Annotated in this window: 26 protein-coding genes, 1 tRNA gene, 1 pseudogene and 1 other annotated feature; of the genes and pseudogenes, 18 read left to right on the plus strand and 10 right to left on the minus strand. The window is 47.2% G+C overall.

Annotation, left to right across the window (positions count from 1 at the left end; translation table 11 throughout):
- The first annotated feature begins 10 nt into the window (after positions 1-10).
- A complete protein-coding gene (locus A1OO_RS19335; protein WP_017004140.1) occupies positions 11-256 on the plus strand; it encodes a YciN family protein in 246 nt (81 codons plus the stop codon).
- Positions 257-326: 70 nt separating this feature from the next.
- On the opposite strand, the gene A1OO_RS19340 is transcribed toward A1OO_RS19335, so the two are convergent.
- Complete coding sequence (locus A1OO_RS19340; protein ID WP_016961324.1) at positions 327-740, minus strand: DUF805 domain-containing protein; 414 nt, start codon at positions 738-740, stop codon at positions 327-329.
- Between the two features lie 8 nt (positions 741-748).
- Entirely contained in the window at positions 749-1,807 is a 1,059-nt protein-coding gene (gene sohB / locus A1OO_RS19345; RefSeq protein WP_016961323.1) for a protease SohB, read from the minus strand.
- A 217-nt stretch (positions 1,808-2,024) separates the two neighbouring features.
- Here sohB and A1OO_RS19350 point away from each other — a divergent pair, with 217 nt between their 5' ends.
- A complete protein-coding gene (locus A1OO_RS19350; RefSeq protein ID WP_017004141.1) occupies positions 2,025-2,765 on the plus strand; it encodes a YciK family oxidoreductase in 741 nt (246 codons plus the stop codon).
- Positions 2,766-2,833: 68 nt separating this feature from the next.
- On the opposite strand, the gene rluB is transcribed toward A1OO_RS19350, so the two are convergent.
- The 3 genes from rluB to rnm form a co-directional block, all read right to left on the minus strand.
- Positions 2,834-3,931 (minus strand): 23S rRNA pseudouridine(2605) synthase RluB, encoded by a 1,098-nt coding sequence (gene rluB, locus A1OO_RS19355; RefSeq protein WP_016961321.1) that lies wholly within the window; start codon positions 3,929-3,931, stop codon positions 2,834-2,836.
- A 195-nt stretch (positions 3,932-4,126) separates the two neighbouring features.
- The gene (locus tag A1OO_RS19360; RefSeq protein ID WP_017004142.1) at positions 4,127-4,747 is read right to left on the minus strand and encodes an L-threonylcarbamoyladenylate synthase; all 621 of its coding nucleotides are present in this window, start codon (positions 4,745-4,747) and stop codon (positions 4,127-4,129) included.
- Entirely contained in the window at positions 4,744-5,610 is an 867-nt protein-coding gene (gene rnm, locus A1OO_RS19365; protein ID WP_016961319.1) for an RNase RNM, read from the minus strand. The genes A1OO_RS19360 and rnm overlap by 4 nt, the downstream gene beginning before the upstream one ends.
- Positions 5,611-5,732: 122 nt before the next feature.
- Positions 5,733-5,827 (plus strand) — a sequence feature (Trp leader region).
- A gap of 70 nt (positions 5,828-5,897) precedes the next feature.
- On the opposite strand from rnm, the gene A1OO_RS23905 reads away from it, so the two are divergent.
- From A1OO_RS23905 to gspS2, 12 genes and pseudogenes are all read left to right on the plus strand, one after another.
- A complete protein-coding gene (locus A1OO_RS23905; protein ID WP_017004143.1) occupies positions 5,898-6,026 on the plus strand; it encodes a hypothetical protein in 129 nt (42 codons plus the stop codon).
- A gap of 31 nt (positions 6,027-6,057) precedes the next feature.
- Positions 6,058-6,333 (plus strand): annotated as a pseudogene (locus A1OO_RS19370) (3-deoxy-7-phosphoheptulonate synthase); the annotation flags it as partial.
- Positions 6,330-7,913: an anthranilate synthase component 1 gene (locus tag A1OO_RS19375; RefSeq protein WP_016961316.1), complete on the plus strand. Its 1,584-nt coding sequence runs from the start codon at positions 6,330-6,332 to the stop codon at positions 7,911-7,913. The pseudogene A1OO_RS19370 and the gene A1OO_RS19375, both read left to right, overlap by 4 nt.
- Positions 7,910-8,509: an aminodeoxychorismate/anthranilate synthase component II gene (locus A1OO_RS19380; protein ID WP_017004145.1), complete on the plus strand. Its 600-nt coding sequence runs from the start codon at positions 7,910-7,912 to the stop codon at positions 8,507-8,509. The genes A1OO_RS19375 and A1OO_RS19380 overlap by 4 nt, the downstream gene beginning before the upstream one ends.
- A 26-nt stretch (positions 8,510-8,535) precedes the next feature.
- A complete protein-coding gene (gene trpD / locus A1OO_RS19385) occupies positions 8,536-9,537 on the plus strand; it encodes an anthranilate phosphoribosyltransferase (RefSeq protein WP_017004146.1) in 1,002 nt (333 codons plus the stop codon).
- Positions 9,537-10,904, plus strand: a complete 1,368-nt coding sequence (gene trpCF, locus A1OO_RS19390) for a bifunctional indole-3-glycerol-phosphate synthase TrpC/phosphoribosylanthranilate isomerase TrpF (RefSeq protein WP_017004147.1) — start codon at positions 9,537-9,539, stop codon at positions 10,902-10,904. The genes trpD and trpCF overlap by 1 nt, the downstream gene beginning before the upstream one ends.
- A 9-nt stretch (positions 10,905-10,913) precedes the next feature.
- Positions 10,914-12,104 carry a tryptophan synthase subunit beta gene (trpB, locus tag A1OO_RS19395; RefSeq protein WP_016961312.1) on the plus strand — a complete coding sequence of 397 codons (1,191 nt, stop codon included), beginning with the start codon at positions 10,914-10,916 and terminating at the stop codon, positions 12,102-12,104.
- Entirely contained in the window at positions 12,104-12,925 is an 822-nt protein-coding gene (gene trpA / locus A1OO_RS19400) for a tryptophan synthase subunit alpha (RefSeq protein ID WP_016961311.1), read from the plus strand. Before trpB ends, trpA begins: the two co-directional genes overlap by 1 nt.
- Positions 12,926-13,103: 178 nt before the next feature.
- A complete protein-coding gene (locus A1OO_RS19405; RefSeq protein WP_016961310.1) occupies positions 13,104-13,652 on the plus strand; it encodes a septation protein A in 549 nt (182 codons plus the stop codon).
- A gap of 64 nt (positions 13,653-13,716) precedes the next feature.
- Positions 13,717-14,115 carry an acyl-CoA thioester hydrolase YciA gene (gene yciA, locus A1OO_RS19410; RefSeq protein ID WP_016961309.1) on the plus strand — a complete coding sequence of 133 codons (399 nt, stop codon included), beginning with the start codon at positions 13,717-13,719 and terminating at the stop codon, positions 14,113-14,115.
- A gap of 90 nt (positions 14,116-14,205) precedes the next feature.
- The gene (locus A1OO_RS19415) at positions 14,206-14,508 is read left to right on the plus strand and encodes a YciI family protein (protein ID WP_016961308.1); all 303 of its coding nucleotides are present in this window, start codon (positions 14,206-14,208) and stop codon (positions 14,506-14,508) included.
- A gap of 31 nt (positions 14,509-14,539) precedes the next feature.
- Positions 14,540-14,941: a type II secretion system pilot lipoprotein GspS-beta gene (gene gspS2 / locus A1OO_RS19420; protein ID WP_016961307.1), complete on the plus strand. Its 402-nt coding sequence runs from the start codon at positions 14,540-14,542 to the stop codon at positions 14,939-14,941.
- 242 nt (positions 14,942-15,183) lie between these two features.
- Here gspS2 and A1OO_RS19425 read toward each other — a convergent pair whose 3' ends face one another.
- The 4 genes from A1OO_RS19425 to A1OO_RS19445 all read right to left on the minus strand — a co-directional run bounded on the left by A1OO_RS19425 (position 15,184) and on the right by A1OO_RS19445 (position 18,839).
- Positions 15,184-15,441 carry a hypothetical protein gene (locus A1OO_RS19425; RefSeq protein WP_016961306.1) on the minus strand — a complete coding sequence of 86 codons (258 nt, stop codon included), beginning with the start codon at positions 15,439-15,441 and terminating at the stop codon, positions 15,184-15,186.
- Between the two features lie 16 nt (positions 15,442-15,457).
- Complete coding sequence (locus tag A1OO_RS19430; RefSeq protein WP_016961305.1) at positions 15,458-16,405, minus strand: class I SAM-dependent methyltransferase; 948 nt, start codon at positions 16,403-16,405, stop codon at positions 15,458-15,460.
- Between the two features lie 258 nt (positions 16,406-16,663).
- The gene (locus A1OO_RS19440) at positions 16,664-17,335 is read right to left on the minus strand and encodes a TIGR01621 family pseudouridine synthase (protein WP_017004148.1); all 672 of its coding nucleotides are present in this window, start codon (positions 17,333-17,335) and stop codon (positions 16,664-16,666) included.
- A 157-nt stretch (positions 17,336-17,492) separates the two neighbouring features.
- Positions 17,493-18,839 (minus strand): sodium-dependent transporter, encoded by a 1,347-nt coding sequence (locus A1OO_RS19445; protein WP_026023958.1) that lies wholly within the window; start codon positions 18,837-18,839, stop codon positions 17,493-17,495.
- Positions 18,840-19,228: 389 nt separating this feature from the next.
- On the opposite strand from A1OO_RS19445, the gene cls reads away from it, so the two are divergent.
- The 4 genes from cls to A1OO_RS19465 all read left to right on the plus strand — a co-directional run bounded on the left by cls (position 19,229) and on the right by A1OO_RS19465 (position 23,247).
- Complete coding sequence (gene cls / locus A1OO_RS19450) at positions 19,229-20,689, plus strand: cardiolipin synthase (RefSeq protein ID WP_016961301.1); 1,461 nt, start codon at positions 19,229-19,231, stop codon at positions 20,687-20,689.
- Between the two features lie 379 nt (positions 20,690-21,068).
- A complete protein-coding gene (locus tag A1OO_RS19455) occupies positions 21,069-21,497 on the plus strand; it encodes a MarR family winged helix-turn-helix transcriptional regulator (RefSeq protein WP_017004149.1) in 429 nt (142 codons plus the stop codon).
- A 335-nt stretch (positions 21,498-21,832) separates the two neighbouring features.
- Positions 21,833-22,135 (plus strand): hypothetical protein, encoded by a 303-nt coding sequence (locus A1OO_RS19460; RefSeq protein ID WP_017004150.1) that lies wholly within the window; start codon positions 21,833-21,835, stop codon positions 22,133-22,135.
- 191 nt (positions 22,136-22,326) lie between these two features.
- Positions 22,327-23,247: a manganese-dependent inorganic pyrophosphatase gene (locus tag A1OO_RS19465; RefSeq protein ID WP_017004151.1), complete on the plus strand. Its 921-nt coding sequence runs from the start codon at positions 22,327-22,329 to the stop codon at positions 23,245-23,247.
- Between the two features lie 537 nt (positions 23,248-23,784).
- Here A1OO_RS19465 and A1OO_RS19470 read toward each other — a convergent pair.
- Positions 23,785-23,872: transfer RNA gene (locus A1OO_RS19470), tRNA-Ser, on the minus strand.
- Between the last annotated feature and the right edge of the window lie 288 nt (positions 23,873-24,160).

Here is a 24,160-nt window from a genome sequence, read left to right on the forward strand (position 1 = left end):
CGAGAAAATTATGTCTGAGAAAACACCGATTAGCACTGAAGATCTGCTAATCATGGCAAACAAGATGATCCGAGAACACGATGCTTACCTGGATGGTATGCACACCAATTCAGTGGAAGAAAAAGCAGGTGTAATGGTTTTTAAAGGCGAATATTTTTTGGACGACAACGGATTGCCTACGCCTAAAACCACTGCAGTTTTCAACATGTTCAAATATCTCGCTCACCAACTATCAAAACAGTACACGCTGCAATAAGTTAGCGCGTTTGAGCTTGACCAGAAAAATGCCACCTATCAGGTGGCATTTTTTCGTCTAGACGATGAGGTTAACCCTCAAATACCGCCGTATCTTTTTCTTTGTCTTCTCGGACAGAATTACCGCCCTGATCGGATTTATCACCGCGACCTTTCGGATCGGGACCGAACTGATTCGGGCCCGGAGTGCCATCTAGAATACCCAGTTCGACCAAGGCGAAGATAGGACCAATTAACGGCAAAAAAGTCACAACAAGCCACCAAGGACTTTTATTTCTGTCTTTCAAGCGTTTGATATTGAGCGCAACTGATGCATAAATCGCAAATAACGAAATCGCGATTGAAAGTGCATCTAGCACTACATGACCGCCTTGATAAAAGAAAGTTGGCAACACCATGACAAGTACAGGCACACTGTATAGCCAATAATCACGGCGTCTCATTCGGCCTTCGAACGAAAACAACGCCCACTTTTGGTTGTTCATTTCAACTCCTAAACGATTGGTCGCTGACCACGACTGATCCACTTCAGCAGCAGACGATCTGCCGCTTCTGCTGAGGCTCCAGCCAGTTTCTCAGCGAGCTTTTTACGTTGAACGTAACGCACGCTCAAAACGTCTTTCTCTTTTACTGCAGACACCAGATAGTCATCACTGGTTCCAATGCTATCAATCAAGCCTAAAGGCAATGCTTGATTACCAAACCAGTGTTCACCTGTCGCCACTTTTTCTAGCTCAAGTGATGGGCGGTGATCAGCAATGAAATCTTTAAATAGCGTGTGGGTTTCTTCCAGCTCGCCCATGAATTTCTCGCGCGCTTTGTCTGTGTTTTCACCAAACATGGTGAGGGTGCGCTTAAACTCACCCGCCGTCAGTTGTTCAAATTCAATATCATGTTTTTTAAGTAGTTTATTAAAATTTGGCAACTGTGCAATAACACCAATTGAACCGACAACAGCAAACGGTGCGGCAATAATTTTATCCGCTACACATGCCATCATATAACCGCCACTCGCCGCCACTTTATCAACAGATGCAGTAAGAGAAATACCCGCTTGTTTAATGCGATCAAGCTGAGAAGACGCCAAGCCATAAGCATGCACCATGCCGCCGCCACTTTCGAGACGCACCAGCACTTCATCACCTTCTTTGGCGACAGACAAAATGGCCGTGACCTCTTCACGCAATGCCGTGACTTCGCGAGCATCAATACTGCCCTTGAAATCCAGCACGAATACATGCGGTTTACGGCTTGATTCCAATGACACGGAATCGGTCATTTTCTTTGCTTCTGCTTTCGCTTCTTTTGCTTTCGCTTTTTCCGCTTTTTTATCCGCTTTATCTCGCGCTTTCAGTGCCGTTTCATCATAAAGATAAGACTCCATAGAATGGATTAAATCTTTATGCTTTTCAGTCAGGTTCGTAATTTCTAGCTCCCCTTTCTGACCCTGTTTGCCACCAGCGCTTTTTGCGATAATCAGCACCACGATGACTGCAACGACAAACGTCAGTATCTTTGCTAAAAACAGGCCGTAATCAAGCAAGAATTCCAAACTGTATTCCTCATTTATAGTTATATGTTCCCATTCTACTAAACAACTACCCGCAAAGTGCAAGTTCGGTGTCGTTTTCTTTGTATTCGAGTGTTGTTTATTACAGGTTTGCCATCTTACAATGCAGTTTAGCCGAAGCGAAACGCGGTCGCGGATCGAGTAACAGGCATTGAGATTAACAGGCAGCAACGCCGAAGATAAAAAGGAATATTGTAACGTGGAGTATCAAGTAGCAGCCAACGCATTAGACGGTAAAGTCATTCTGGTGACTGGCGCAGGTGATGGCATAGGCCGACAAGCCGCACTCAGTTACGCGCAACATGGTGCAACCGTTATTCTGCTAGGACGCACAGTAAAGAAGCTAGAGAGCGTCTATGACGAAATTGAGACCGCAGGCTTCCCTCAACCCGCGATTATCCCGCTAGATATGCTAGGAGCCACTCGTCAGCATTATCTGGATATGGTTGACACCATTGAGCAGCAATTCGGCCGTATTGACGGTGTGCTCCACAATGCAGGCATGCTAGGTGTATTGAGTCCTTTCGATCAGATCGAAGAAAAAGCCTTTGATGAAGTGATGCAGGTGAATGTTAAAGCCACTTTTCTGATGACCCAAGCATTAATGCCTTTGCTGCAAAAATCAGACGACGCGCGCCTGGTGTTTACAACATCTACCGTGGGACACGCTGGGCGAGCATTCTGGGGCGCATACGCAATGTCGAAGTTTGCCACCGAAGGCATGATGCAAGTGTTGGCGGATGAGTTGAGCAACACCAGTGTGAAAGTGAATGCGATAAACCCAGGTGGTACACGCACAAAAATGCGCGCCTCTGCGTTTCCTGCGGAAGAAGCAAGCAAACTGAAATCACCACTGGATATTATGCCTCTGTACCTTTACCTAATGGCGCCAGAAGGCATTGACGTTAACGGTCAGTGCATCGACGCGCAGCCTAAGTAATCGGGCTAGAAAACAGGCACAAAAAAGCCAGCATCTCTGCTGGCTTTTTAATATCAATATTTTCTTGCTTAACGCCCTTGGCGTTTTCCGCCCTGAGGCTTCTGGCGAGAAGACGATTGACCACCACGGTTCGGAGTTGCATTCCCCCCCGGACGACCGTTGCCGCGTTTACCTTGAGCTGGTTTACCTTGGCCTGGCTTACCCTGAGCAGGCTTACCTGACGCTGGTCGACCTTGACCCTGTGCTGGCTTTCCGCCTTGAGCAGGTTTATTACCTTGCACCGGTTTCGCTGACGGACCACCACGACGAGGCTTACGTGTTTCATTTGATTCAACACGCTCTTCGTGACGACGCACTGCACGACGGATCTTCTGACCACGTGCTTTACGCTTCTGCGCTTCTACCGTGATCATGGTTTCTTTCTCTGGACGCAATTCCACCATTTCACGCAGGTAGTTAACGTTATCCAGTTCAAGTTCCATCCAGCCGCCGCGAGGTAGCTCTTTGTTCAAGTAGATGTCACCGTAGCGTACACGCTTCAGGCGGCTTACCGTCACACCTTGTGTTTCCCAAAGACGACGAACCTCGCGGTTACGGCCTTCAGTGATCACAACATAGAATGTGTGGTTGGAACCTTCGCCACCTGCGTATTGAATATCTTCAAAACGCGCTTCGCCATCCTCAAGCTGAACACCACGAACCAGATTCTTCACCATCTGCTCGTTGACGTCGCCAAACACGCGAACCATGTATTCACGTTGTACTTGACGGCTTGGGTGCATCAAACGGTTCGCCAATTCACCATCAGTGGTGAACAGCATCAAGCCTGATGTATTCGCATCCAAACGACCCACGGCCACCCAACGGGCACCATTTAGTTTCGGGAGACGATCAAAAACGGTACGACGACCTTCAGGGTCGCTGCGTGTGCACAACTCACCTTCTGGTTTGTTGTATGCCATTACACGGCACACAAGTTCAGAAGGCGCAGCTACCTGTACACTGTGCCCGTCAACACGAATGTTAGCGTTGACGTCATCGAGACGATCACCCAGCTTGGCAACAAGACCATTAATGCTGACGCGACCTTCTTGAATCAGGGTTTCGATCTCACGACGAGAACCGAGACCTGCACGGGCTAACACCTTCTGTAATTTTTCACTCATTTACGTTTACCTTACTGTCGCCTTCACAGGCGTCGATGTCGGAAAGAAACGCCTCAAAAAAGAGGCAACGGCGTATTATGCCAAAATAGGCACAAATACACCACGGGATTTCGTTACTACTCTCCGCCATCACTGGAAATATTGCGTTGCAGTGTGACCGATTGACCTCCACCGCTTAGAAGTAGAGATACAAGCTTATTCGAATGGACTGGTATCACCTGTACCACGACGGAGAATTTCAGGCTTATCATCACTGAAATCAATCACCGTAGTCGGTTGCTCACCCATAAATCCGCCGTTCAAGATGCAATCAACGGCATGCTCAAGCTGATCGCGAATAGCTTCAGGATCTGACTCCGTAAAATCATTGCCCGGCAGAATAAGCGAGGTGGACATAATCGGTTCACCCATGGCTTCCAACAGATCCAACGCAATTTGGTTATCCGGCACGCGAATACCAATGGTTTTACGTTTCGGATTCATTAAACGGCGCGGCACTTCCTTGGTCGCCTTCAAAATGAAGGTATAACGACCAGGCGTATTATTACGAATCAATCGATATGCAGTGTTATCAACACGCGCATAGAGCGAAAGTTCTGACAGATCCCGACACAGCAAGGTGAAGTTGTGCTTATCATCCAAACGACGAATTCGGCAAATACGCTCCAACGCCATCTTGTTTTCCAACTGACAGCCCAAGGCATAACCAGAATCGGTCGGATAAACAATGACACCGCCATTGCGAACAATAGCGACGGCTTGAGTGATCAAGCGCGCTTGTGGATTTTCAGGATGCACATAAAAAAATTGGCTCATACTTCCTCCTTTACGGGCACTTCTAACGTCGGCAACGTCCAAGATTCCCAGATTTCCGAACAACCTTTCGGTAAGTATAAGTTACGCCCTAATTCTAGCCATGGAGAAGGGTAATGGAAATCAGAACCTTGGGAGCCAGCAAGCCCAAATTGAATGGCATAATCACCCAATAGGCGACGTTCATTCGGTGATTGTTGCGGTTGAGCGATTTCCATTCCATCTCCGCCAGCATCAGCAAAGGTTTGAAGTAGACGTTTCAACCATTTGGCCGAGAGTTTATACCGACCTGGATGCGCAATCACGGCCTGACCACCCGCTTTGTGAATAACGTCAACCGCTTCGTCTATCGTGCACCAGTTCGGTGGCACATAACCGGGGTTACCACGCGTAAGATACTTCTTGAATACCGCCTGCATGGTTTTTACGTGTCCTTGCTCAACCATCCAGCGTGCAAAATGAGCACGAGTCAGTGATACATCACCCGCTAACGCTTTCGAACCTGCCAGTGCACCGGGCATACCTTGCTTGTCGAGACGATCCGCGATTAATTCCGCGCGCGCTTCACGACGAATGGCTTGAGCATTAATCAAAGCAACCAATTCTGGCGCTTCAGGGTCGATATTTAAGCCCACAACATGGATATCTTTGTTTTCCCAAACGGTCGATATCTCGATGCCATTGACGATATGCAAAGGGAGCCCATGCTTTGCCACGGCAGCTTTCGCAGGAGCCAAACCCGCAGTGGTATCGTGATCAGTTATTGCGAGCACATTGACACGAAAATCAACAGCGCGTTTCACGAGATCTTCAGGGCTGAAGCGTCCGTCGGACGCAGTGGTGTGGCTGTGTAGATCAAATAGCATGACTTTTCTTCAATTCGTTGCTTGACTTTACCGTCATACACTAGTTAACTAGTACACGATTACTTATTCAAATGGATTACGTCTTCATGGTACAGCATAACCTCATTCAACAAACAGCACTGATTAACTGGTGGTGGCACTCCTATTAACAGGCGGTGTGATGAGTGATAACCAAAAGAAAGACGTCACCAAACCCGCCTAACGCGGGTTTTTTTGTCCCTTTTTTTGACCACCCAGCATGAATTGAGCACCTTACCGAAGGTGGCGGCACAGAAAGGACTTTTAGCATGATCATCGTATTAAAACCCCAAGCCACTGAGCCAGAACCAAAAACGGCGCTCGGTAAGAATGAACAAAGTAACCTAAAGACGCCTTTCATGCTGAGCGTCGCACTGATGGTAAAAAGCAGTGAGTAAAAATGGCAACCCAGCCTTGTTAATACGTTGACTTTCCGCCACTATCGAGGGATTGATGCAAGCCACTAATTATATCTATGACACTGGTAACACAAACATTATTTTGCATGGGCGCGGCATTCGAACGTTTGAAACGACAACCCGCAACATCGTTGATATCAATACAATCGCTGATATCCAGCATTGTCGTCACCTCAACTCAGCGGAAGCGCTGTCAGACGGACATCAAGCGCTCACCGAAAGCATGTTTGCGCAACTTATGCAGGAACTAAAACCTTTTGTAGAAGCAGCAGGGAGAACGCTGTGAAAAATCACGCTTTAAAACAAGGCGAACTCGATGTATTGAGCCTGGATGTGCCATACGTCGCCGCTCCAACTGAATTGTATGCGACAGTCTGCCAAGATCGTCCCTATAGCCTATTACTCGAATCCGCCGAGGTTGATTCCAAGCAAGACCTGAAAAGCCTTATGCTGATCGATGCCGCTGTGCGCATTGTCTGCCGTGGACGAACGGTTGAGTTAGAAGCTAAAACCAAAAATGGCAGAAATGTACTGAGCGCCGTTGAGGCTGAGCTTTCCAAGCAAGGTCTCGACATTGAATCGTCACGTACTGATGATTTACTCTTGCTTCACTTCGCGCAAGAGAACCGCACGTTAGATGAAGACGCACGTTTGCGCCAGCCTTCACCGTTTGATGCACTGCGTATCGTACAACACGCCTTTAATCTTGATGGACATCCAGACCAAGCATTAATGATTGGCGGTCTGTTTGCCTACGATCTCGTTGCTCAGTTCGAGCCACTGCCTAAGGTAGAACGCGGAAACAACTGCCCTGACTATCTGTTTTATGTAGCAGAAACCTTATTGGTTATTGACCACCAGCGACGTCATGCCACACTTCAAGGCACGCAGTTTGGTGGCAGTGAAAACGCCGAAACCTATTACGATTTAAGCCGACGACTTCAAGCCATCAAAGAAAGCTGCATCAATCCGTCACCGATGCCAAAAGCCGAGGTATTAGAAACCTCAAACCTCACCGTATCCGTCAGTGATAAAGATTTCTGCGCTGCGGTTGATGAACTAAAACAATATGTGATCAAAGGTGACGTGTTTCAGGTGGTGCCAAGCCGTCGTTTCACCCTGCCTTGCCCTTCCCCACTCAATGCATATTTGAAACTCAAACAAGGTAACCCAAGTCCTTACATGTTCTACATGCATGACACCGACTTCACCTTGTTTGGCGCTTCGCCTGAGAGTGCACTGAAATACAGCAAAGACACGAACCAAGTCGAGATCTACCCGATTGCAGGGACTCGCCCGCGTGGCAAAAATACTGATGGCTCAATCAATCTTGATCTTGATGGCCGTATAGAGCTTGAGCTTCGTAACGACATCAAAGAAAACGCCGAGCACATGATGTTGGTTGATTTGGCACGAAATGACGTTGCACGTATCAGCGAGCCAGGAACCCGCTATGTGGCAGACCTGCTAAAAGTCGACCGCTATAGCCATGTGATGCATCTGGTCTCACGTGTTGTGGGACAACTGCGTAACGATTTGGATGCCCTGCATGCCTATCAAGCCTGCATGAACATGGGCACGCTCACAGGCGCTCCGAAAATTCGCGCGATGCAATTAATTCGCCAGTTCGAGAAAAGCCGTCGCGGCAGTTACGGTGGCGCAGTCGGCTATCTTACCGGTCATGGTGACATGGATACCTGCATCGTGATCCGCTCAGCCTATGTTGAAGATGGCATCGCACAGGTTCAAGCAGGCGCAGGCGTGGTATTTGACTCCATTCCTCAAGCAGAAGCCGATGAAACCAGAGGTAAAGCGCAAGCAGTACTCACTGCGATTCAAGTCGCCCACCAAGGAGAGCAGGCATGAGTCAGCCCGTTAACGCACACATCGTGCTGGTCGATAATTTCGACTCTTTCACTTACAACTTGGTGGATCAATTCCGCTCACTCGGTTACCCGGTCACTATTTACCGCAATAGCCTGTCGGCTGATCAGATAGAACAAGCTCTGTCAGAGCTAGAGAATCCGGTTGTTGTGTTGTCACCCGGCCCAGGCGCACCATCAGAAGCAGGTTGTATGCCCGCTCTTATTTTGAAGCTCAAAGGCCGTGTGCCAATGATAGGCATATGCCTAGGACAGCAAGCTATCACTGAAGCCTATGGCGGCGTAGTTGCTGGCGCTGGTGACATTGTTCACGGTAAAGCATCCCAGATGACACATAACGCACATGCCGTGTTTGGTAACATTGAGAGCCCATTGACCATTGCGCGTTACCACTCACTGGTCGCGACCAAGGTGCCTGATTCGCTCGATGTTATCGCGGATGTGGAAGGCTTAGTCATGGCGGTTGTGAACGACGCTGATCGCGTGGTGGGTTTTCAATTCCACCCAGAATCAATTTTGACAACAAAAGGCGCAGACCTTCTGACAAATACAATCAACTGGGCGACACAACCGCGCTGATGGACGACAACACAAGGAGAGTAAACATGGACGCAATTATTAATAAGCTTTACGAACAAGAATCTCTGTCTCGTGAAGAAAGCCATCAGCTGTTCGACACCATTATCAAAGGTGAAATGGACCCTATCCTGTTGGCCGCGACATTAACGTCGCTAAAAATTAAAGGCGAAACACCAGACGAAATCGCGGGCGCGGCTTCTGCACTAACCGAAAATGCAAACCCATTCCCATCGCCAGAATATGATTTCGCTGACATCGTTGGCACAGGTGGTGACGGTTCAAATTCTATCAACATTTCCACCACAGCCGCCTTTGTTGCGGCAGCCTGTGGGGTGAAAGTCGCCAAGCATGGTAACCGCGGCGTATCCAGTAAATCAGGTTCTTCTGACTTGCTTGCAGCTTTTGGCATTGATTTGGCCATGCGCCCCGAGACGGCACGTGGCGCATTAGATGATTTGGGCGTGTGCTTCTTGTTCGCACCGCAATACCATAGCGGTGTTCGTCACGCGATGCCTGTTCGTCAAACCATGAAAACACGCACCATCTTTAATTTGTTAGGCCCATTGATTAACCCTGCAAAACCAACGCTGGAGTTAATGGGTGTGTATGACAAAGCCCTCGTAAGACCGATTGCTGAAACCATCAAAACCCTTGGTCTGAAACGCGCAGCCGTTGTTCATGGCAGCGGGCTTGATGAAGTCGCGATTCACGGTGAAACCACCGTGGCAGAAATTAAAGATGGCGTTATCACCGAATACACACTGACACCGGAAGATTTTGGCGTTAACACTCACCCTCTCAAATCCATTGAAGGGGGTACGCCAGAAGAAAACCGAGAAATCATCACACAGATCCTTCAAGGCAAAGGTACCGAAGCACAACAAAGTGCTGTTGCCGTTAACGTGGCAATGTTACTGCGCCTCTTCGGACATGAAGATCTGAAAGCCAACACGCAAAAAGCACTGGATGTGATGCGCAGCGGAAAACCTTTCGAACTTGTTCAGCAACTTGCGTCACGGAGCAGCTAATGGAAACGGTACTAGCAAAAATTGTTGCGGATAAACGTATTTGGATTGAGGCGCGCAAGGCGGTACAGCCACTTGAGAGCTTCATCAATGATGTGGTTCCCAGTGATCGCAGCTTTTATGATGCACTGTCAGGAAAACCAGCAAAGTTCATCTTGGAGTGCAAAAAAGCCTCGCCGTCAAAAGGCCTGATCCGCGATGATTTCGACTTGGATTACATCGCCAGCGTATACGGCAATCATGCCGCAGCGATTTCTGTCCTGACAGACGAAAAGTACTTTCAAGGTAACTTCGACTTTCTGCCACAAGTCCGCGGTCAGGTGCCTTGCCCTGTTTTGTGTAAAGATTTCATGGTAGACGCTTACCAAGTTTACCTTGCACGCTTCCATCAAGCCGATGCCATTTTGTTAATGCTGTCTGTGCTGAATGACAACGAATACCGCGAACTGTCAGCACTCGCTCATAAACTTAAACTGGGTGTGTTAACGGAAGTCAGCAACGAAGAAGAACTGGAACGTGCCATTGCGCTAAAAGCGAAAGTGGTTGGCATTAACAATCGCAACTTGCGCGATCTAAGCATCGATTTAAACCGTACCAAAGAACTGGCGCCTCGCCTGCCAGAAGATTGCATTGTGATTTCTGAATCCGGTATCTACACCCACCAGCAAGTACGTGAATTGGCACCGTTTGCAAACGGCTTTTTGATTGGCAGTTCGCTGATGAGTGAAGACGATGTTGAACAAGCCGTTCGACGCGTACTGTACGGCGACAACAAAGTCTGCGGCCTGACTCGACCAGAAGATGCCAAAGCGGCTTATGACTCGTTCGCCAATTATGGCGGCCTGATATTCGTCGAGAAATCTCCGCGTTACGTTGACCTTGACGCTGCACGCAAAGTCATAGACGGCGCACCGTTAGATTACGTTGGTGTTTTCCAAAATCACGACGTTGACCATGTGGCAGACACAGCGAAAGCGTTGAATTTAGCCGCTGTGCAGCTTCATGGTGAAGAAAACAGCGACTACATCGACAAGCTGCGCGAGAAATTGCCGCAAGAAACACAAATTTGGAAAGCCCATGGCGTCAGCGACAAAGCGCCGACGCTAGAAGCAGGTGCAGACCGCAATCTGTTGGACAGCCGTATTGGCACACAAAGCGGCGGCACCGGTAAGCAGTTTGATTGGTCGCTGATCCCACAAGATCAACGTGAAACTCTGATGATCGCTGGCGGTCTGTCAGGTGACAACGCCAAAGAAGCCGCAGCACTAGGCTGCGCAGGACTCGACTTCAACTCAGGTGTAGAAAGTACGCCGGGTGTTAAAGATCAACAAAAATTGGACGCTGCATTTTCAGCGCTTAGAGATTACTAAAGGACTGTTATGACTAAGTTGAATGCCTACTTCGGCGAATTTGGTGGTCAGTATGTACCACAGATCCTGGTACCCGCGCTGGACCAGCTAGAACAAGCGTTTATCGACGCACAAAGCGACCCTGAATTTCAGGAAGAATTTATCGGTCTTTTGGAAGAGTATGCAGGTCGCCCTACAGCGCTAACCCTAACGCGTAACTTGACCAAAGGCACCAAAACCAAGCTTTACCTCAAGCGTGAAGACCTTCTTCACGGTGGTGCGCACAAAACCAATCAGGTGCTTGGTCAGGCCTTGCTTGCAAAGCGCATGGGTAAGAAAGAAATCATCGCTGAAACAGGCGCAGGTCAGCACGGTGTGGCAACAGCACTTGCATGTGCTCTGCTTGATTTGAAATGCCGTGTATACATGGGCGCAAAAGACGTTGAACGTCAAAGTCCAAACGTGTTTCGCATGAAGCTGATGGGTGCGGAAGTGATTCCAGTACATTCTGGCTCTTCAACACTCAAAGATGCCTGTAACGAAGCATTGCGTGATTGGTCTGCAAGTTATGAAGACGCTCACTACCTGCTCGGCACCGCAGCTGGCCCTCACCCTTTTCCGACTATCGTGCGTGAATTTCAGAAGATGATTGGTGAAGAAACCAAGCAGCAAATTCTAGAAAGAGAAGGTCGTCTGCCTGACCACTTGATCGCCTGTGTCGGTGGCGGCTCAAATGCCATCGGCATGTTCGCTGATTTTATCGAAGATACAGATGTCGGCCTGATTGGCGTGGAACCTGCAGGCTTAGGGCTTGATACAGACCAACATGGCGCTCCACTCAAACACGGCAAGTTGGGCATTTTCTTCGGAATGAAATCCCCGTTGATGCAAGATCCAAACGGTCAGGTTGAAGAGTCTTATTCCATCTCTGCGGGTCTCGACTTTCCATCCGTTGGCCCTCAGCACGCCCATTTGAACGCAATTGGTCGTGCTAACTATGTTGCCATCACCGATGACGAAGCGATGGACGCATTCCAAGAATTGGCGCGTCACGAAGGGATAATTCCTGCGCTGGAATCCGCTCACGCCTTAGCCTATGCGCTAAAAATGGCTCGCGAAAACCCAGAAAAAGAACAATTGCTCGTGGTTAACTTGTCCGGTCGTGGTGACAAGGACATCTTTACCGTGCACGACATTTTGAAAGAAAAAGGAGTGATGTAATGGCTGCCACCTTGTCTCACCGCTATGAAGCGATGTTTGAAAAATTAGATGCCAAGGGTGAAGGCGCTTTCGTTCCTTTCGTGACCATTGGCGATCCAACCCCTGAGCAGTCTTTAAAAGTGATTGAAACACTGGTTGCAAACGGCGCAGACGCACTTGAATTGGGTATTCCCTTCTCAGACCCACTGGCTGATGGCCCAACCATTCAAGGCGCAGCGATTCGCGCATTGGAGTCAGGCACAACACCTGACAACTGTTTTGATATTCTTCGCCAAGTTCGTGCAAAACACCCAGACATTCCGATGGGTTTGTTGATGTATGCCAACCTCGTGTTCGCAAACGGTATCGACAACTTCTATGCAAAATGTGCCGATTCAGGTGTGGATTCAGTGTTGATTGCTGATGTGCCAGCGGGTGAATCTGAAGAGTTTCGTGTGTCTGCTGCCAAGTATGGCGTTCACGCGATTTTCATCGCACCGCCTAACGCCAACGAAGAAACGCTGAAAACCATTTCTGAGCTAGGTGGTGGTTATACCTACCTACTTTCTCGTGCTGGTGTCACTGGCGCAGAAACCAAAGCAGGCAAGCCTATTGATCACCTGATTGATCAGCTATCAGCCTTTGGTGCGCCACGCCCTCTGCTTGGTTTCGGTATTTCCGAACCCGCACAAGTCAAAGAAGCGATTTCTAACGGCGCAGCGGGTGCAATTTCAGGCTCTGCCGTGGTCAAAATTATCGAACGTAATGTTGATGACCATGACAATATGCTTAAAGAATTGGGCGAGTTTGTGGTTAGCATGAAAGCCGCTACCGTTAAATAACCAAACCAAGTACCCACGTTTACTCCCAAGGCCAGCGTTACGCTGGCTTTTTTCTATGTAGAGGCCTTACTCAACACCATTCACGTTTTATCTGCTGTAAGATTTGGGTAAACTTCAAGGTCATATTGAAAGCCCCCTCGCGATTTGCTTTGGGAGGCAAACAAGGACACGTATCTAAATGAAACAGCTCCTCGACTTTATCCCATTAATTATCTTCTTTGCGCTCTATAAGATGTACGACATCTACACGGCAACGGGCGCATTGATTGTGGCGACTATCATCCAAGTACTCTTGACGTGGGTGCTCTATAAGAAAGTAGAGAAAATGCAGATCGTCACGGCAACACTGGTCGCGGTTTTTGGTGGTATGACACTATTTTTCCAAGATGACAATTTCATCAAATGGAAGGTCACCATCGTGTATGTCTTGTTTGCCGCTGGTCTGCTCGTTTCTCAGATCATGGGGAAACCGCTTATCAAAAGCATGCTGGGTAAAGAAATCACCTTACCCGATGCAGTTTGGCGAAATATCAACAGTGCATGGGTGGCCTTTTTCACTGTACTGGCGGTACTCAATGTCTACGTCGCCTACACCATGCCACTAGATGTGTGGGTGAACTTCAAAGTGTTTGGCCTGATGGCTATTACTTTGATTTATACGTTGGTGACAGGCGTGTATATATACAAACACATGCCAAAAGAAACAGATTCTACCGATTCAAAATAGTTGATCTGGGCGGTGCCTATACGCCCTATTTAGTGAATAAAAACCTCATCTCGGAAGTAGTAAGATGTCGGAAACAAACAATTGCCCACGCGGCCAATTATTGCTGCGAACGTTGGCGATGCCAGCTGACACCAATGCCAATGGTGACATTTTTGGTGGCTGGATCATGTCTCAATTAGACTTGGCTGGCGCCATTTTGGCAAAAGAAGTGTCCCATGGGCGTGTCGTCACCGTCTCTGTAGAAGAGATCGTGTTCAAGACACCCGTTTCCGTCGGTGACGTAGTATGTTGCTACGGCGAATGCACACGTATTGGGCGTACTTCGATGAGTGTTGGACTAGAAGTATGGGTTAAACCCGTTGCAACAGACGGGGTTGGCCAACGCAGAAAAGTCTGCGAGGCAACGTTTAATTATGTGGCGATTGACGGTGAAGGCCGTCCAAGAGCGATAAATAAGTCATAAATCAGACAACATCGTCAGCACGATCCTTTAGCCTTGCATACAATAAGCCGAAGAAAAGTGAAGACGAATTAACACGGGAGAGAAACAAGGATGTGGTACGTCATTTTTTCACAAGATGTTGAAAACAGTTTGCCATTGCGCCTTCAAGTTAGAGAGCAACACTTGGCAAGACTGCGAGATCTTGAATCTCAAGACCGTTTGCTGGTTGCAGGTCCAAACCCTGCTATCGACAGTGAAGACCCAGGCGAAGCAGGTTTTACTGGCTCTACCGTCATCGCAAAGTTCGATAGCCTTGATGATGCAAAAGCTTGGGCAGACGCTGATCCATATATCGAAGCTGGCGTTTATAAAGACGTTATCGTTAAACCTTTCAAGAAAGTGCTGCCAGCCTGATTTTCTGACAGCTAACGCACAGGATCCCGTAATGCGACAATTTTCTACAACAGGACGATTGGCCCTAGCTGGCGCAATGGCTCTGATATTAACGGCTTGTTCTAGCACTTCAGATCTAGAAATTGCTGAGACATTCGCCGAGCAGAGAGCTGATGTTTTGAGCAAAATCGTGCCCGTTACAATGAACGGTTACAATTTGGTTCGCGCAACATCAAACAGCACGGCGATTGAACTGACCTTACTCTATTCAGGCAGTGGCGATGTTGCACCCGAAGCATTGGTCGACAAATTGCTAAAAACCTACTGTGTCGATAATGAAATCTATTCACTATTGGAAATGGGTGTGAGCTATAACCTTTTGTTTCGTGACGCACGTGGGCGTCCAGTATTAGAGCGCTCCATTACGCTTAACGACTGCGCCAAGTCGTCATGATGCTGGTATTATAAGCACACTGATGAATACAAAAAATCCCGCAAAATGCGGGATTTTTTATTGCGCCTAGAGGCTAAAGTTATACCAATCGGATTAAGTAAGCGGTCATAAATTTGCGCAGGGAAAATCGTCAAGAGCCAAGAAGAAATTGCAGCAACTGGTTATTCTACTTACAAAATCTCTGACGCAGTTATTGCCGATTTTAACCAGCAAAAATGCCTGAATACTAATTCTGATTGGTATTATTCATCTATCAACGTAAATCCCAAAATGAAAGACATCACCTTCTCTCTTGGCATTTCGCAAGGTTTGAGTGACCAAACATCATCAATCAGATACAGATTTCCACTGATAAAATCTCCACCAGATAACGCTTCCGCAAACACTTTCACCGCATGACCGTTACTGTAGCGCTTTACCGTCAGTCCCCATCGCTCATCATGATAAATCACCTTATGATGACCTGAATCCAATGCGTCTATTCGTTGAAATGCGTCCATGATGCCGCTCCGTCATTTAGTCCTGACGTTTAAAATGCATCACTTTTAGCGCGCTGTCTGTATCAATATCTTCAAATTCAGGTGGATTCTCAAGCCGAGAGACAAACACAAACTGTGGCGCAAACTCTGCCATCTGTTCTTCCAAGAAGCTTGGTTTTACATCTGGTGCATTCACGCAAGCCAACACATCACCACCTTCAGACACTAACTCCGGCAGGCGACGTAAGATTTTGGCGTAATCTTTGGTGAGAACAAAGCTGCCTTTCTGGAACGACGGTGGGTCAATAATCACAAGATCATAAGGCCCATTCTTCTTCACTTTACCCCACGACTTGAAAAGTTCATGACCCAGAAAACTCACCTTGTTCAGATTATGCTGATTCAATTGATGATTTTCTCGGCCTCGGGAAAGCGATGATCTCGCCATGTCCAGATTCACCACTTTATCAGCGCCGCCGTCAACAGCAGCAACGGAAAACCCACAGGTATAAGCAAAAAGGTTCAGCACGCACTTATGCGCTGCATTTTCCTGCACCCACTGACGGCCAAGACGCATATCCAAGAATAAACCGTTGTTCTGACGTTTACCCAGATCAAGCGTATAGCTCAAGCCATTCTCGACCACATTGATTTGAAACGGCATCTCACCCATCAAGGTTTCCGTTTCGGCCCCTTCACGGTCTCGGTGTTGCACAACGACTGTTTTACCACCTACTTTTCGCCACACATCACTTTGGCAAAATTGGCTCACGCCATCGCGAAGCGCGGTATAAAACTCAGGTTCGTCTTCTTTAAAGATAGCGATTTGCAGAACACCGTTACCAAGCCAATCCGCGGTAATTTGTTCTAAGCCTTCATAGCATCGCCCACGACCATGGAACACGCGTCTAACTTCATCGCCACACGCTGCAATACGATCAGCGATCACTTCAAAAAAGATCTTTAGCGCATCAGGCTTCATCATGGTTTGTTTCCTTTATTTCTTCTGTTGAGATGTTGGAAAGTTCAACAGGAACACCGCTCATCTGAAGGTTATAGAATTCACAGTTACGTCGCGTGCGTGTGCGTGCGACCTTCTTCTTATGCTGACGCCTAATGTTGGCCAGCGCCCAAAGACGTGACTGTTTCAAACTGCGATTTTTATTGCGGGTGTGCTGCATGCATCTCTCCAACGCTCTCCTTCCTTGGAGATCAATGACCTGCTAGTGACAGATCAACTCGATTATTTTTGATTCGGTAATTTAGGCCACAAAAGCGATGATGGCTGTTGCCATTCTTCAGGCAGCGTTGGCCATTGTTCACCCATTGATGGCGGTAACAGAAATTCAAACGCCTCACCTGAATGACTAAATTGCAACGCATAGGCATGCAGATAGCCGCGGTCGGCACTGGCTCCACCGTAGGTGTCATCACCTAAAATTGTTGCACCCACACTCTTTAACGCCACGCGTATTTGATGGGTTTTTCCAGTGTGTGGCTTGCAAAGAAACAAGCGGCGACCTTCGCCACCCGCAGTCGAAAAAAACTGGGTGACGGCAGGGTTATTTTTACTGGTCAGCAGTTTCCACATTGAGCGACGACTTTTCATCATGTCGCCAATAATGGTCCCTTGCTTTTTCGTTGGCTTTTTCGCTGAAACCGCCACATAGAATTTACGCACGGTTTTTTCTGCAAACATCAGCGAAAGTTCAGCGGCTGATTTTTGATGACGACCAAGCAGTAAAAGACCTGATGTCATTTTGTCGAGGCGATGAATCAAATAGAGTTGCTTGTCACCCGTATGCTTCGCCACTTCGGCGAGTAAGGGTTGCTCATTGTCATCTTTGTGGACACTGATCCCTGGGTGCTTATCGATGACCAAAAAGTCTTCATTCTGAAAGACCAGAGTAAACATGCCTAACCCTATAGTTGTGAGTTCGAAAGTCATTGCGAACAAAAAAAACAGCGCCGAGTGTAAACGGAATGGCGGCTAGGGAGAAGTCACGCATCGTATAAAGCCAAAATCCCCAGCAAGGCTAGGGATTTTTTTTAGCTTTATGCTCGAGTAACCTTTATTTAAATAGCGGCCAGAAGAACACAAGCGCCATCAAGATAGGACAAACGACACGTACATAGGTTGGCCATACTTTCCAGAACGTGCTGTTTGCCAGTTCTGGATTGCCGTGGCTTAACTCTTCCAACACTTCGTTTCGCTTCCAAATCCATCCTGCAATAAGCGCCATGATCACACCGAGGATTGGTTGCACGTATTCGGTAGTCACGCTGATGACTGTGCCAAACATGCTGCCAAAGTTGAAAATAATCAGGGAGGAGAACAATGCAATTGCACCGCCAACCCACCACACGACGGTTTTACGATCTTTGTCCAACTCTTCTGAGATACAGGCAACGGGGACTTCAAGCATTGAAATTGAAGAAGTCAGCGCTGCGATCACCATCAAAGCAAAGAATGCGACGCCCACAATCAAGCCTGCGCTGCCCATGGTGTCAAACATGGCTGGAAGTACGCTGAATACCAAGGTATCACCATCCAACAACGCACCGCTTTCGCTGTATATCTGCACGCCGTTTTTCTGCGCCACGAACATCGCTGGCAAAATCAATAGACCCGCGACGAAGGCAACACCCGTGTCCAACAGCGCAACCTGTGCAGCCGTTTTTGGTAAGTTCGCATCTTTACGCAGGTACGAACCATAGACCATCATGGTGCACACACCGATGGACAGAGAGAAGAACGCCTGACCCATTGCGCTCACCATTAAATCTGGTGAGAAATGCGACATATCAGGGACGAGGAACATTTTCAGGCCTTCCATCGCACCGGGTTGAAGCAGGGTGTAGCCCACCATGGCGATAAACAAAACGAAAAGCACTGGCATTAGGCGGGTTGACCACTTTTCAATACCATCCGCAACGCCGTTACGCACGACCAAAACGGTCAACAGCATAAACACGCCCATCAATACCAAGTTACGTGCAATGCCAAACCCTTCTAGCCAAGCCGCTGCGCTATCAAAACCGAAGGCGCTGAGTAACGGGCCAATCAAGAAGCCAAAAAACCAACCGGCAACAATGGCGTAGAAACTCAATATGCCACTCACACCTAGCATGCCTGCAATACCAACGGCAGAACCCAGCAGTTTGTGTTTTGGTGCAACTGAAATAAGGGAGCGTATAGGGTTAGATGCACCGAATCGGCCAATTGTCAGCTCTGCCACCAGCAGTGGATAAGCCAAAATAAAGACCATGACCAAGTATGTGATTAAAAAAACAGCGCCACCATTACTGGCTGCCTGTGTGGGGAAACCCCAAATATTACCGAGACCTACGGCAGAACCTGCCGCTGCCAGAATGAATCCTAATCGGGAGGAAAACTGGGCTCTATTACTGCTTGCCATACACACTCTCTCACTACAAACGATGATGTTGATATCCATACCCAGCGTCTTCTGCCATTCCATGGCACCTCCCCTGCTGGATTGTAAACTTATTTTTACAGGAGACAGTTGGCCCGTTTTCAATACAGGCATGGCAAGTAAACCAGTTTAGGAATAAAATTTGAAGCGATAGCGTTATATTTTTCATTTAGCCGACATAAATCTCCAATTTACCCCTCATTTCGATTACTTTATAACCACACTTCGGATACAAAAAATCATCAACCCGCCATCTTTCGTTGACGAGCAGTGCGCAATACTTCGCGTTTGCTAATTCGAGACACTAAATACAGTGCATACTGTGTGCGTTCACTCTATATTGGAAGTCGAGTTGGGCTAACTAGATTGATATGGAACAGATTTATCAGATCCTTGTTTGGGCAAGTGTTTTTCTTTATTGGCTGCTAATTGCCGGTGTCACCATACGTGTAGTGTTAAAACGCAGAGCGCTGGGTGTTTCTATCGCCTGGCTGATGATCATCTACATCATTCCTATCGTCGGCGTTATCCTCTATTTATTGTTTGGTGAACTCAACCTTGGCAGGAAGCGGGCTGAACGAGCCAAAGCCATGTTTACCCCTTACCTTAGCTGGCTTGAGACCCTCAATGAATGCGAAGCACATCGCCCGCATCATCATAGTTTTCTCGCTCGGCCTGTTCACGATCTGTGTTTGCGTCGGGCAGGCATCCCTGCGCTGGCTGGCAACCAACTCTCTTTGCTTAGTGAAACCGCTGACATTCTGCGAAATATTGCCTTAGACGTTCAAAAAGCTGAGTCTTCCATCAATATGGTTTTCTACATCTGGCACCCTGGCGGGCATGCTGATGATGTGGCAAATGCCGTGTGTGCTGCGGCAAGACGCGGCGTTACCGTGCGAATATTGCTTGATTCAGCAGGCAGCAAAGCGTTTTTCCGAAGCCACTGGCCGGATGCGATGCGTCAAGCTGGCGTTGAATTGATCGAAGCCTTGGCGGTCAGTCCCGCGCGTATGTTCTTGCGTCGTTTAGACATTCGTCAGCACCGTAAAGTGGTTATCATCGATAACAAGATTGGGTATACCGGCTCAATGAACTTGGTCGATCCTCGTTTTTTCAAACAAAACGCAGGTGTTGGTCAGTGGGTCGATATTATGGTCAAGGTCGATGGCCCTTCTGTTCCGATCCTGAATAGTATTTTTGCGTGGGATTGGGAGTTTGAAACCGGTCTGCGCTACTTGCCTGATTTACCAGAATGTAGCCTCATTGAGCAGCACCAGCATGCAAACCATTCCGTTCAGGTTGCGCCGTCAGGTCCAGGTATGCCGGATGGTATCATTCAGCAAGTGCTTATGCTGGCCATTCATCAGGCAAAAAAGAGCCTGACAATTACGACGCCTTATCTTGTCCCTAGCGAAAGCTTGTTGAGTGCACTTCAAACAACGGCGCAACGCGGCGTTACCGTGAATATCATTATTCCGGCAAAGAATGACAGCTTAATGGTGGATTGGGCGAGCCGATCTTTCTTCAATGACCTGCTTCGTACGGGAATCAATATCTATCGATTCAATGGCGGTTTGCTGCACACAAAATCAGTCATGGTTGATGATAACTTCTGCCTGATGGGTACAGTCAATCTAGACATGCGCAGCCTTTGGCTGAATTTTGAATTAACACTCTGTGTTGACGACCCTGACTTCTGTGAAGACATGTTGGCTTTACAGCAATCTTATATTGAAGACTCTACCAGTGTCAGTTTGGCGGAGTGGTCAAAGCGCTCTATTATCAATCGTCCTATCGAGCAGTTTTTCTACATGTTTAGCCCTTTGCTATAGTAAAAGTTTGATCTTCGTTCAGGTTTAATTGTGCTTTTCACCTAACTTAGCCACGCATAAATGATAACTTAATCATGTTTTTACATTTATTTACAAAGTTTCAGCCGTCGCTATTCTTTGTCTCATGGTTTACATTCGCTTGCCATTCGTTCGCCATCGGCGGAAATGTAGACAAACTCCCTTTACCCCAGTATCAATAATAAGACACTCGTTCACTGTTCTTAAGTATAAATTCTTATATTTCAATCTATTACTTTTAAATAAACCTAAAGCCCCAAGCTGGACCTTCTCAATGAGAGAGTGTCTAGCAGGTTAGACTTATTCTGATTGGCAGAGTTAATATGCTGCCTCTTTCAAAATAATTAAAACAGTGATAATCGTGTATATTCAATCGGAACTCAGTTCTCTATGCCGACTTGTTGCTTTGAAGTCCGAAAAGCGAGCACAAGACTGGCTGGAAAACAAAGGCATTATTTTAAGTTCTGAGCAAGCAATCACCATCATGGCTATTTCGAAGGGAGTCGAATTCCGCCAAGGTGATTTGATGGGCATGCCCTATCTTGCGAGCGAAAAGTCAAAAGTGAGCCGCGTCGTTCAAAGTCTTGTTATGGATGGCTACATTCACCGTCGGGATGACATTCATGACCGACGGTCGAAAGTATTGACCCTGACAGAAAAAGGCCAATCCATGGCTGATCTGTTAAACCAAACAGAAGAGATGAACAAAGAACTGATGAGCGCGCTCTTATCACAAGAAGAGATGTACACCATTCAGATGTCATTGCAGAGAATCGCCAACGCAATGTAGATACCTCAAGCCTGATTACCAATCAGGCTTTTTTTGTTCACACCCACTTATTGACTTTATTTATCAGAGCATTAACACCACTCAGCGATTCATCAGAAACGGATTAACTCCTACCTTTCATCCTAAACCCGAGTAAGCGCGATACATTTATAAGCGCATACTCGACACCATCATATGTGACTAATTACCGCATTTTATACGTGAAAATAGTTTTATTTATGCATCATAGCGTTGCTGACTTTCAGGCTTTTTCTCATGCTTTTCACCTGACTTTTATGCACTCTGTTGTCTACAATAAAATTGCAATTAGGGGATGACGCGCTGAGGGACAACATATGTTGGCAAGACATAGAAATTATCTGTTAAAAGACACCAAACAGCTCCATGCACATGTTCAGGTGATTCCAACTGGGAAGATTGAAGTGGAGATAGTAGAAAAGCACCAACGTCACGCGGCGGAGTTCGAGCACCTGCGCTTTGAACGAAGTGGTAGAGTGACAAAGTTGGTCGGCAAACATACGTCAAATGGCAAACCCATTCATTGGCAATTACCTCTTGCTAATGATGATGCCAAAGAGCTAGAACACCTCATCGAAGAAGCGGCAGAAGAGCTCGAGATACTGATGAGAGACCTGTAATTTTTGTAGTAGCAACTATGCCTTTCCACGCTGCTCATGCAGCGTTTTTTTTGTCTATCCATCACACAAATTTTGAAAGCACCATACATTAATCATTTGTTGCACCTTGTCAGCCTAAGGGTGAATGTACATTTCGAGACACTCTGGTAAAATGCGCAAAAATTCAAATATGAGCATGACGAGAGCCTACTATGCCAATGTATGTTGTGGGACATAAGATCCCCGATTCAGATTCAATCTGCGGTGCCATTGCACTTGCGTACCTGAAAAACCAAATCGATGAGCCAGCAATCGCAGCACGTCTTGGTGAACTGTCTCCCGAGACTGCGTTCATTCTGGAGCGTTTCGGCTTCGAAGCCCCTGAACTGAAGCTTAGCTACGCTGGCGAAGAAGTTTACATCGTCGACCACTCTGAGTTGACTCAAGCGCCAGATGACATCGCTGAAGCAACCATCGTTGGTATTGTTGACCACCACAAACTGGGGGACTTGACGACGTCTACGCCTCTGGAATGCTGGATCCGCCCTGTCGGTTGTTCTAACACTGTCATCAAAATGATGTACGATTTCTTCGGCGTTGCTATCCCGAAAGATATCGCAGGCATCATGCTTTGCGCTATCTTGAGCGACACCGTTATTTTCAAATCGCCAACTTGTACCACAGCAGATATTCGCTGTGTTGAAGATTTGGCTGAGATTGCTGGCATTGAAGATGTTCAAGCGCTGGGCATGGAAATGTTCAACGTGAAATCTGCCGTTGCTGGCACACCTGCACGTGATCTTGTTATGCGTGATTTTAAAGACTTCAACATGAACGGTAACCTGGTTGGTATCGGCCAGTTGGAAGTGGTCGATCTGGCAGTATTTGATGAGATTAAAGCTGAGCTAGAAGCTGATATTGCGGCGCTGAAAGAAGAAGGCGAACGCCACTCTGTGATGCTGCTTCTGACGGACATCATGAAAGAAGGTTCTGAGCTGCTGGTTGTTTCTGATGACATCACCATTATCGAACGTGCATATAGCATCGAAACCGAAAATGGCCGCGTATGGCTTGAAGGTGTTCTTAGCCGCAAGAAACAAGTCGTTCCGCCACTTCAAGACAGCTTTATCTAATTTTTTTAAGATAAAACATCAAAGGGCGAATCTCGCCCTTTTTTAACACCCTAATTTTGAACGATGTTTTTTATTGTGCATTTCTCTTTCCACTTTTCTGTTAAACATTCAAAGAATCACCATTGATCCGTGTCACATAAAAATGCATAATCTGCGCAAATATTCACCAATAGGATAACACTGTGTCAAAAAAGATCATCGCTAAACTGTCGAAGTACACGCCACTTTTCGTTCTTATGAGCGTAACCATTGCATTTACCATGTTCAATGCAATGTACTGGAGCGGCGCATTCTAAGACGCAGTAGCTATATTACTATTGGCCTGAGCGCTCAGTCGTTTAGCGCAATCGCATTGAATATCTGAATTCAAAACCCAAGCCTTGTGCTTGGGTTTTTGTTTTTATGTGTTGAGTACAGAACATCCAATATCAAATTTCAGAAATGAATATTTGGTCGTCCCTTCCTTTTCTCCGATACATCAGATTCCCAGCACCCAGAAACAAAAAAACCCGAGCATTTCTGCTCGGGTTTTGAATGTGGCGGTGAGTGAGAGATTCGAACTCTCGATACGTTGCCGTATACACACTTTCCAGGCGTGCTCCTTCAGCCACTCGGACAACTCACCAAATTGTGGTTGGACGTATTCGTCTCAACGGAGCGCTACTATAAATATTTACCCTTTCAGCGTCAATGCTTTGGGCTTTCCGAATCGTTCAAATGTTCAGGGTTTAGACAAAGCGCTGTTTTAACGTTGGTTTAGGCATCACTCTCGGCTCTGTCATCGCCTAACGGAAGCGAAAATCAAGCATGATATTAAATCTTGGCTTCTCTAAACGAGAAAACCCGAGCATTTCTGCTCGGGTTTCAAATGTGGCGGTGAGTGAGAGATTCGAACTCTCGATACGTTGCCGTA

This window comes from Enterovibrio norvegicus FF-33 (assembly GCF_000286835.2).
GTDB lineage: Bacteria > Pseudomonadota > Gammaproteobacteria > Enterobacterales > Vibrionaceae > Enterovibrio > Enterovibrio norvegicus_A.